General features: G+C 46.2%; 10 protein-coding genes and 1 pseudogene. 7 read left to right on the top strand and 4 right to left on the bottom strand.

Annotation, left to right across the window (positions count from 1 at the left end):
• From IQ235_RS10115 to IQ235_RS10130, 4 genes and pseudogenes are all read left to right on the top strand, one after another.
• Positions 1 to 452, top strand: a pseudogene (locus IQ235_RS10115) (PRC-barrel domain-containing protein); the annotation flags it as partial.
• A gap of 316 nt (positions 453 to 768) precedes the next feature.
• The gene (locus IQ235_RS10120) at positions 769 to 2,034 is read left to right on the top strand and encodes a glycosyltransferase (protein ID WP_319592572.1); all 1,266 of its coding nucleotides are present in this window, start codon (positions 769 to 771) and stop codon (positions 2,032 to 2,034) included.
• A 122-nt stretch (positions 2,035 to 2,156) separates the two neighbouring features.
• Positions 2,157 to 3,053, top strand: coding sequence for a WecB/TagA/CpsF family glycosyltransferase (locus IQ235_RS10125; RefSeq protein ID WP_264321348.1), 897 nt, complete (start codon positions 2,157 to 2,159; stop codon positions 3,051 to 3,053).
• Between the two features lie 111 nt (positions 3,054 to 3,164).
• On the top strand, positions 3,165 to 3,491 hold the full coding sequence (locus IQ235_RS10130) for an STAS domain-containing protein (protein ID WP_264321349.1): 327 nt from the start codon (positions 3,165 to 3,167) through the stop codon (positions 3,489 to 3,491).
• A 190-nt stretch (positions 3,492 to 3,681) separates the two neighbouring features.
• Here IQ235_RS10130 and IQ235_RS10135 read toward each other — a convergent pair whose 3' ends face one another.
• The gene (locus tag IQ235_RS10135; RefSeq protein WP_264321350.1) at positions 3,682 to 4,833 is read right to left on the bottom strand and encodes a PP2C family protein-serine/threonine phosphatase; all 1,152 of its coding nucleotides are present in this window, start codon (positions 4,831 to 4,833) and stop codon (positions 3,682 to 3,684) included.
• Positions 4,834 to 4,876: 43 nt separating this feature from the next.
• Here IQ235_RS10135 and IQ235_RS10140 point away from each other — a divergent pair, with 43 nt between their 5' ends.
• Both IQ235_RS10140 and IQ235_RS10145 read left to right on the top strand, forming a co-directional pair.
• Positions 4,877 to 5,341: an ATP-binding protein gene (locus IQ235_RS10140; protein WP_405196659.1), complete on the top strand. Its 465-nt coding sequence runs from the start codon at positions 4,877 to 4,879 to the stop codon at positions 5,339 to 5,341.
• Between the two features lie 672 nt (positions 5,342 to 6,013).
• The gene (locus IQ235_RS10145; protein WP_264321352.1) at positions 6,014 to 6,487 is read left to right on the top strand and encodes a hypothetical protein; all 474 of its coding nucleotides are present in this window, start codon (positions 6,014 to 6,016) and stop codon (positions 6,485 to 6,487) included.
• 273 nt (positions 6,488 to 6,760) lie between these two features.
• Here IQ235_RS10145 and IQ235_RS10150 read toward each other — a convergent pair whose 3' ends face one another.
• Both IQ235_RS10150 and IQ235_RS10155 read right to left on the bottom strand, forming a co-directional pair.
• Positions 6,761 to 8,092: an IS701 family transposase gene (locus IQ235_RS10150; RefSeq protein WP_264321353.1), complete on the bottom strand. Its 1,332-nt coding sequence runs from the start codon at positions 8,090 to 8,092 to the stop codon at positions 6,761 to 6,763.
• Between the two features lie 103 nt (positions 8,093 to 8,195).
• Positions 8,196 to 8,366 carry a hypothetical protein gene (locus tag IQ235_RS10155; RefSeq protein ID WP_264321354.1) on the bottom strand — a complete coding sequence of 57 codons (171 nt, stop codon included), beginning with the start codon at positions 8,364 to 8,366 and terminating at the stop codon, positions 8,196 to 8,198.
• Positions 8,367 to 8,489: 123 nt separating this feature from the next.
• Between IQ235_RS10155 and IQ235_RS10160 the strand changes: the two genes are divergently transcribed.
• On the top strand, positions 8,490 to 9,320 hold the full coding sequence (locus IQ235_RS10160) for an Npun_R2479 family HD domain-containing metalloprotein (RefSeq protein WP_264321355.1): 831 nt from the start codon (positions 8,490 to 8,492) through the stop codon (positions 9,318 to 9,320).
• A 71-nt stretch (positions 9,321 to 9,391) separates the two neighbouring features.
• On the opposite strand, the gene IQ235_RS10165 is transcribed toward IQ235_RS10160, so the two are convergent.
• Positions 9,392 to 9,661: hypothetical protein (locus tag IQ235_RS10165; protein ID WP_264321356.1), on the bottom strand; the 270-nt coding region annotated here is incomplete at its 5' end.

A 9,661-nucleotide genomic window follows, 5' to 3' on the forward strand; every position in this document is an offset into this window, starting at 1 on the left:
AAGTCGGCAAGCTCGCGGACTTTCTCTTACAACCGCAAACAGGGGCGGTGGTGGGCTATCTATACTCCTCTAGCGGCTGGCGCGGCATCCTCGATGGGGTCTACTTGCTCCAACCCATCGCCCTATCGAGCGTCGGTAGCAAACGCATCATCGTCCTCGAAGCAGCCGTACGATCGCCCCAGCAGTATGCCAAAGGATGGAGCGATCGACTCGATCGAGTAACCGAATTTCTTAAAGAAGATTACGAACGCACCAAACAAGATCTAGAAGCAGTCAAGCACGGCACTCAAAACGCTCTCGATCGGGTTCAAGATGCTGCCCAAACCACCACGGACAATCTTCAGACCAAAATTGCCGGTGCAACCGAATCCGAGCGAAAACAGCCGAAATTGCCCTCTAGCGACGATCGCCGCCCTGACGAATCCGACAACGGTGAAGATCGTCACTCGTAAACCGTTCGCGCACAGTCCGAGCCAATACAACAAGAGCCAACAAAAACTGTAACGCACAAAATATCACGAGCTACATTCGGATTTTAAGAGGCAAGCTCGCCCCAACGTCCTGAATAGCCGACTAAACATAGATGCGAGGAATCATTTGAACCTTCGAGGAAAATTAACACTCTCGCCGTCAACATCCATACTGGAAAACTCGCTCGACTCGATTGCGGATTTTTAACCCTAAAGTCAGTTTTGTCCAAAAAACTGGGGAATTTACGGGGGCAACCTCCAACTCACTGAGACTACAGTGGAAATAGAGGTAGACATCATGTCTGCACGCACCGCGTTGGAAAAATCCGGAGAAGAGAATACCATGCGAATTCTCAGCGTACACAACCGCTATCAAATTCGCGGCGGCGAAGATGAATCCCGCGAAGCCGAGGAGCGTCTACTTCGAGATCGGGGGCATCATGTCGATGTCTACGAGCAAAACAACGAAAAAATTAGCGAACTGGGTAAAGTCCAAGTTGCCCTCAGAACGATTTGGTCTCACCAGACTTATCGATCCGTTCGCAAAATCCTGCAAAACGATCGATACGATCTCATTCACGTCCAAAACTTCTTTCCGTTGATTTCACCCTCAGTCTATTACGCTGCTGCTTCAGTTGGCGTTCCGGTGGTTCAAACCCTGCGAAACTATCGCCTCTTGTGTCCGAACGCTCAATTTTTCCGTGAGGGCAAGATTTGCGAAGATTGCATGGGGAAAACCATTCCCTTACCGGGAATCGTACGGGGTTGCTATCGAGGGAACCGAGCGGGGTCTGCTGCCGTTGCAGCAATGATAGCCACTCACCGAGGTCTGGGAACCTGGACGAAAATGGTCGATTGCTACATTGCCATCAGTCAGTTTGCGAAGGCTAAACTGCTCGAAGGCGGTTTGCCAGAGGGCAAAATGGTTGTCAAACCCAATTTCGTCGCCCCCGATCCGGGAATTGGCACCGGCAGCGGCGGTTACGCCCTATTTGTCGGTCGCCTCAGCCACGAAAAGGGGTTGGGAACCCTACTCGATGCCTGGAAGCGTCTGAGTGCTCCCATTCCCCTAAAAATTGTCGGGGAGGGACCCAAAGCCGATGAAGTTCGGCAACTGAGCCAAGCGATTCCCCAAGTGGAGTGGTTGGGACGTCAACCCCTTGCCGAGGTGTATCGACTGATGGGAGAGGCTCGTTTTTTAGTCTTTCCTTCAGAGTGGTACGAAACCTTCGGTCGCGTTGCCGTCGAGGCATTTGCCAAAGGAACTCCGGCGATCGCCGCCAACATCGGGGCAATTTCCGAATTGGTCGATCCCGGTCGCACGGGGTTACTCTTTCAACCCGGAGATGCCGCAGATTTGGCCCGACAAGTGGAATGGATACTCGATCGTCCTGAAGAAGGAGCAAAAATGCGCGCTGCCGCTCGGGCGGAGTTTGAGGCTAAGTATACCGAAGAAGAAAACTACCACCAGCTCATCAGAATTTATCAACAGGTTCTCGCATCTCGACAAAATCGGGAACATCGTGCGATCGAGGTCATATCTAATAGCAGATCGCTGTCATAGAATGCACGATCGATTTTACGGATAATTACAGTGGGGTACATTCTACCAATTGTCTACCCAACGATATCGATCGTTTGGTGATGGTTTACCTTGAAACCGTTGGAGAAAAATTTTCAGATCCCATGAACTTTAAAACACTACTCGCCCCCCCACAAAAAACAAGTATTTTAGGTGTTGGAGTTAGCCGGACTAACTACCACGAATGTACTGAATTCATCATTCAAAACGCTAAATTACGAGAATCCTGTACCGTTGCTCCAACTCACGTTCACGGGATTATGTCTGGGTATCTCGATCGCGAACACGGCAGTTACCTGAATCAATTTACGATGGTTACCCCCGACGGGCAACCCGTGCGCTGGGCGCTGAACCTGCTGCGCCAATCGGGGGATGTTCCCTTGCGCGAACGGGTTTGCGGACCGGTCTTGACACTTCACATTTGTCAAAGAGCAGCTCAGGAAAACTTGAGCGTCTTTTTTTACGGTTCCACCGAACCCGTACTTGAAAAGCTGCAACGCAATCTCAAGCGCCAATTCCCAAATCTGAAAATTGCCGGTACGATTTCCCCTCCTTTTCGTCCCTTAAGTGATGAAGAACAAGCAGAGTATATCGAACAAATTCGTGCGTCGGGAGCGAGTATCGTCTTTGTCGGCTTGGGCTGTCCCCGCCAAGAAAAGTGGGCTTTCGAGCATCGCCATCAGTTAAATTGTCCCCTGATTTGCATCGGTGCGGCTTTTGATTTCCACTCTGGAAATCTTCCACTAGCCCCAGCTTGGATGCAAAATGCGGGTTTAGAATGGCTATTTCGCCTCACCCAAGAACCCACTCGTTTGTGGAAGCGGTACTTGCTGCTCAATCCCCTATATGTAATGCTTTTGGGAGCGCAGATCGCCGGATTGCTGCCCGATGGAGGATCGAATGACGTGGAAACAACACCTGCCGATCGACGCCGCCGAGCAGCGAGTCTGGGGAAACGACGACTCGTATCGACTTCGATCGATTCCGGGTCGCGACCTTAACCTTAATGCCATCGCGAGGTTGAAAATCGATTGATGGGAGAAGGCACGCCCCAGTTTCCAATATAATTTAAAGTGTTCAGTGAACTGCTCGACTTACAAGTCTTAAAACTTATGAATCCAGATGTCAAAGTTGTTCAACCAACAGGTCTTTTAGACGGTTCTAAAGCCAATCAGGTTCGTCGAGAAATTAATGACTGTTTGGAAGCTGGGGCAGAAATCGTACTGCTCGACTTAAAAGATGTGACATTTATTGATAGTTCGGGTTTAGGGTCGTTAGTCTCTGCTCTTAAAACCGTGCGTTCGTCCGGGGCGAAGTTATATATCTGTTCCATTAGCGACCAAGTCAGAATCTTGTTCGAGCTAACGAGTATGGATCGCGTTTTTAAAGTGTTTGCCAATCGCGAAGAATTCGACCTCGAAGTCCAAAAGGTAACCTAGTTCGGGTTTCCCAATCTCGATAGTGAGGCTTGTGTCGATCTTTATCTAGAGTTGCATTCGAGCCGATGAAGTCTCTGGTTCTAAAGTACTGTTTGAATTCTCGTTATTTCGGTTTTCAATAAAATTCTTTTCTAGGAATTGAAATTGACCGAAACTAAACCACTATATTTTAAATTGAAACTGGGTAGAACTAAGGAAATTTAAGCTGAAGTAAGGATAAATCATCATCTAAAATTTCGTAAGAATTTAAAGCCCGAATGTAATTTAACAATCGATCGAGAGTATCGCTATTCTTAGCCGGGTAACTCGCAAGCAACTCTGTAAAAGCATTGAGCCCCCACACCGTTCCATCCGGTTGTTGAATTTCGTATACCCCATCGCTAAAAATGTACAGCGTACTCGAAACTGCAATTTTGCACTCTTTGGAAGTATATTCGGATTCTGGAAACATTCCGATCGGGATACTTGGGGTTTTGAGACGATCGATCTCAATTCGATCGTCGGTAGACGGAACGACTAATATCGCCGGGGGATGTCCCGCACTAGCGTATACTAGTTGACGGGATTCGATGTGATAAACACCATACCAGATTGTAAAATACTTATCATCGTAAAACTCGCTGTTGTTACTTCCTTGAAATGTTTGATTGAGAGCTTTGAGAACTTCACTGGGTTTGTAAAAACTCGTGTTGGGTAAAGAGCGCGATCGTAAAACATTCAAAACTGAAATAGACAGCAGTGCAGAACCCACTCCATGTCCCGACACATCGAGTAAATATATTGCTAAATGATTCGGATCGAGCCATTCAAAATCGTAACAATCCCCCCCTAACTGTTTAGAGGGAATAAATCGGGCATCAATCGTAACGGGAGCATCTTTGACGGAGGTAGGAAGAAGAGAACGAACGTAATCGGCTGCTTCGTTCAACTCCGTTTCTAGCATATGCTTTTGTCGTTGTAGGTCTTGGCTGAGTTGATGAATGCGCAAACCCGCCCTGACCCGAGCCTGTAGCTCGTTAATTTCGATGGGTTTGGCTAAGAATTCATCAGCCCCCGTATCCAATCCCGTGACCCGATCTTCAATCGCTCCACGGGCAGTCAGTAAAATAAAGAAAGTTGTGGATAACTCCGGATTCGCTTTGACTCGTCGACAAACTTCCAGCCCATCCATGACGGGCATCATCCAGTCACAGATAATCAGACCGGGTCGTAGTTTCTGGGCTGCCGCAACCCCTTCTTCACCATTGGGTGCTACGGCAACTTTATACCCTTGTTTTGTTAGCGCCCGCTTCAGAACTAGCCGAGTTGTCGGGTCATCATCGATCAGGAGAATTTGAGTCATAAAGCCAGAGAAGCTACCACAAGCAGATTAGCAAAAAAAGGATGTGAGCGAGTTGAAAGATTCTAGTAAATTTCCATCTCACCACCAAGAAGTCCTACGAGTCGGCACCGATCTGGCTGCTCTGGCCCGCATTTTATCCTGGTTCGATCGGTTCGAGCCTCCTCATATTTCCCAACGAATTTGGTTGCAGTGCAAGACAGCTCTAGCAGAAGGGTTTACGAATGCCGTGCGTCACGCGCACAAAAACCTGCCGTCTAATGTACCCATTGATATAGAAGTTACACAGTCTCCACAATCTCTAGAGATTCGTATTTTAGACTACGGACCGCCTTTTAATCTAGAGGAGAAGCTCAAGACGTTGCCAGAGGAGATCGACTTAGAAGCCACGGGAGGACGAGGTTTAAAAATCATGCATAGTATAGTCGATCGCCTGGCTTATACTCGCATCGACTCCGACCGAAATTGTTTGTTAATGATTAAAGACTATACCCAATCGCAATCGCTATAAATTTATTCGTCGAGAAACCATGAAAATAGAGAAATAACGATCGTTAAGATTAACCAATTTGGCAAGCTCAGCCAGTTCAAACATTGTAAGGGAATCAAGATAAAAACTTCCGTAAATATCCATCCGATCGAAGTAATCAAAAGTACAATGATTATTGCCATTTTAAATGAGTCACTTACGCTAATCAACAAAAAAAACTTAAATTAATCGATCGTTGCAAGTCTTTAAAATTTAACCTGACTATCCAAGATCTTTTATTATCCTCATTTTTCCATTAATACCAAACAATCGATCGCATCTGATATCCAACGATAATATCAAGTTCTGATGATGGTTACCATTACGTAAGATCGTTTGCAATCTTCAACTTCTATTCCTCCTGCTGGGAATTCTAAATTTTGGGCCGAACTTGGTATCAATCAGTAGGTATGACCTATAGTTTTTCATTTCGAGGTGGTACGAGGCTTGCTATCTCTTAGTTTACTTTTCGTTACATCATAAATTTTATTTTTGTCAACTGACTTAGATGTGGCAGAGTTTAAATTGTCACCTTAGATAGGTTCTGTATTTAACAACTTTGATACGGTGAGGGTGGTATAATATCGGGCTTTACGTTCTCAACGTTCGCCTCTTTGTCCGCTTCCCTTTCGTCGTCAAGGAACCATCGCGATCGTGAAAATTGCCTCTCCATCGGTTGTGAAATCTTGCTTTTTCGGTTTTGCGATCGCCTCAGTTATAATCTTTCCCAGTGTGGCAGAAGACTCCCATTTCGGTTCGATCGTATTTCCCGATATGACATCCGCACAAGGATATACGGGAGGTACAACTTCTCTACCTGCCGTGTTGGGCAACAAAGATGAGAATGAAAATCTATGTTTGGGATTTGGCGACCCGGTTCCCGACTACATCTTAATTCTAGATCGCGATATCGATCGGCTCAGGATTCAGGTGGATAGTGGAGGGCGCGATACCACTTTGCTGATTCAAGACCTTGAAGAACAAACCCTCTACTGTGCGGACGACACTGAAGTGGGAATGGATGCGGGAATGACCCTTTCCGATCGATCGTCAGGTCGTTATAAAATTTGGATCGGAACTTCAGATCCCGGACAGAGATGGGACTACACCCTATCCGTGCAACCGTAACGACGGGATTGCTCGCTCTGCAAGTATTTATGAGAACCAGACCCCCCGAGTCCAGGTTTTCGGGCCGATCGTTGCGACATTGACACGTGCCATACGCACCTTAAGTAGACCTCTTGCATGAATCGAGAAGATGAGGCAGAAATAGGTAAGCGTTATGAGTGGCTGATGACAAGTGAAGAACTTCAACAACTGCATCCACCAGCATTTAAACGGGCTTGCTCAATATCCCTCTTCTGTCACTCTCCGAGTTCAACGAATATTTAGAAGGCGTGACTATGCACTACTAAAATGATGATGTAACCTCATCACCGATTGAATCAATCGGTGAAATCCCATTAACAGGCTGTAATTGGGGAAAACTTCTAGCCAAGGAGATATCAGCCAAAGTGAAATCAAAGGTCTCATCAGTAAACGAATATTATTCAAGCTATTCTTCCAAGCTCGCTCGGAATTCCATTCGGAGGGCAAAAGTTCATTAATCGCTGTTTTTTTGATTGTCTTCGGCTGGGAAAGTTGGTGTATCTCAGCAAAAGGTTGAGTTCTTAAGCTCACCATGAGATAGGCACTGAAAATTATTTCCCACCATCTCTCTATTTGCTCAAACTTCGTGAAGCGATAATCCGTCCAACCCAACTCTTGTTTGCACTGTCTAAAGCCATATTCTACCCATGTTCTTAATCCATATAGATTCCCAACTTTCTGTTTGATTTGATGAAGAGTTCCCGATACATTCGTCATCACAAAGGATGTTGAGTTAGGGGGTAAAGTTTCTGGGTCGGTGGTGAGTTCCCAGTAAGTTCGGTTTTTTCTCTTGCCAAAAATAATTTCTCTAACGTATCTAGTTTCTGAGGTTCCCGAGCTAAATCTGCGCTCGAATTTACACCATCTGTTCGCTCTTACCCTTTCTCCAGAAGGCATCAGGACTCCATGATTACTTCTAATTGCCAAGACCCAAGTTAATTGGTGTTTGTCTAACGCCTGAATAAAAGTGCTGCTTTCTCCATATAAACTATCCGCTAGAACTAAATTGATTTTGAACCCACACTCTCGAATTTCTTCAATGAGCTGTGAGGCTAACTCCGTTTTCGTTTGATATCCCTCAGTTTCTTTGAGAGTTCCTTTCGGCTTAAAGACTTTGAAGGTCAAGGGAAATGTGATATTTTTATAAACTCCGTAGGCATTTACTGATACGATTCCTCGATCGATTTTCCCGACGCTTCCTAGATACTGCCTTGCTACATAGTCGGTTCTTTTACCTTTCTTTCTATCTCCCGTTTCATCTATCACTACCGTGATTTCCCGCTCCCCTAGCGCTGTGCGGATTTTTCCTAATCTTCTCTTTTTTACTTCTCCCACACTCCAAGGTGATTTCGCTAAAAAGTGATGCAATGATTGTGAGGATTTGACTCCAACCGCTTTGGCAATTTCCGGCAGTGACTTTCTCTTAATTCCCGAGACAATTCCTAAATGCAAATACTTAAAACACTCATAACTTCTAACTTCTGGAAATATATCTGTGTAGTCTCGGCAATATTCATCGACTAACGGGATTGTCTTTTGAGCGTCTCTGGCTAAATGTTGAATCACTTGTAGCTCTACATCCATTGCCTTATCTGATTTTTAGAGATTTTTGCTTGGGATTTTTCGATTCTACTCCTCGGAGAGTGACAGAAGAGGGATATCTATCAAATGAATCCCCTTCACCGAGTCAAACGGCGATCGCAGACCGTTCTTTCCACAATGTTTTTTCCTCAACGAACCGGCTGGTTCTAGATACCCCGATACCACTCCAAAAATACCATTCAAAAAAATAATATATCGATCGCACTTCGATCGGGGTTTGGACGTAGAGCGAACCCCCACCCCGATCGCAAACCACATTTTTTCGATCGATTTGGCTTTCGCCTTCACCGTAACCTCATGGGAGAAAAAGCCACATCATCGGTCGCAAGTCCATCACAACTGAATCGGTAAATCGCGAGTTAGAAGAAGGAGAAAGCAAATGTTTAATGCCACAAAACTACTGGTCAATGATTTTGTTGCCCGCCTCCAGGAAAATTATCAGACAACCTACGGTGGCTACAAATCGAACTACGGCGAAATTATTGCCTGGGTTGGGGGAATGGCGCTGGAAAATATTGCCAACAGCGATGCTCTCTATCACAATATCGAGCATACAATTTTGGTGACTTTAGTCGGACAAGACATTCTACGGGGCAAGCATATTCGCGAAGGTGGCGTGTCTTGCGAAGATTGGCTGCATTTTACGATCGCCTTGCTATGCCACGATATTGGCTACGTCAAAGGGGTTTGCCGCCAAGATAGCGAACGCCAACGAACTTACGCCACCGGCATTAACGACACCACAATTTACTTAGAACCGGGATTGACCGATGCGAGTCTAACACCCTATCACGTCGATCGGGGTAAGTTATTTATTGACGAACGATTTGGCGGTCATCAGTTAATTAATGCCGAAATTGTCAAGCAAAATATCGAACTGACGCGCTTTCCCGTTCCGGCAGGAGCAGATCGCCAAGATACCCTCGGCTATCCCGGTTTAGTCCGGGCATCGGATCTGATCGGCCAACTGAGCGATCCCCGCTACTTGCAGAAAATCAGCGCTTTATTCTACGAATTTGAAGAAACCGGAATGAATAAAGAACTCGGTTACAAGTCTCCGGGAGATTTGCGATCGGGTTATCCGAAATTCTACTGGACGGTGGTCTATCCTTATGTCGAGGATGCCTTGAGCTATCTCGATTTAACCCAAGAAGGCAAACAGATTATTGCCAATTTGTATGCGAATGTTTTCCGCATCGAACATGCTTAGGGGCTTTTCAGGTCGTGGGACGATCCGATCTGATAGATAGAGGAAATCATCGGATATTGCGGGTCGAACGTTCAATTCCGGCGCGTGAGAATGGCGTGTTGGAGTCGAATCTCGGCTAAGCGTTCGTCTCGATTCGCTCGAGTGCCGATGGTAAATTCGCCAACGAGGGAGTAGTAAACCATGCGGGCCCGCGTCATTGCTTCAAATGGCGCGAAGCCCACCTCGAAAAAAAGTTCTTTGGTATAGCTCAAACGACGCCGATCGACGCGATCGAGAATCGCAGCCACCTTAGAATCGTTCGCCGCCCACGCCCGAATCGCATTTTCAACCCCACCGTCATC

The sequence above is a fragment of the Zarconia navalis LEGE 11467 genome, from assembly GCF_015207075.1.
Lineage (GTDB): Bacteria > Cyanobacteriota > Cyanobacteriia > Cyanobacteriales > Geitlerinemataceae > Zarconia > Zarconia navalis.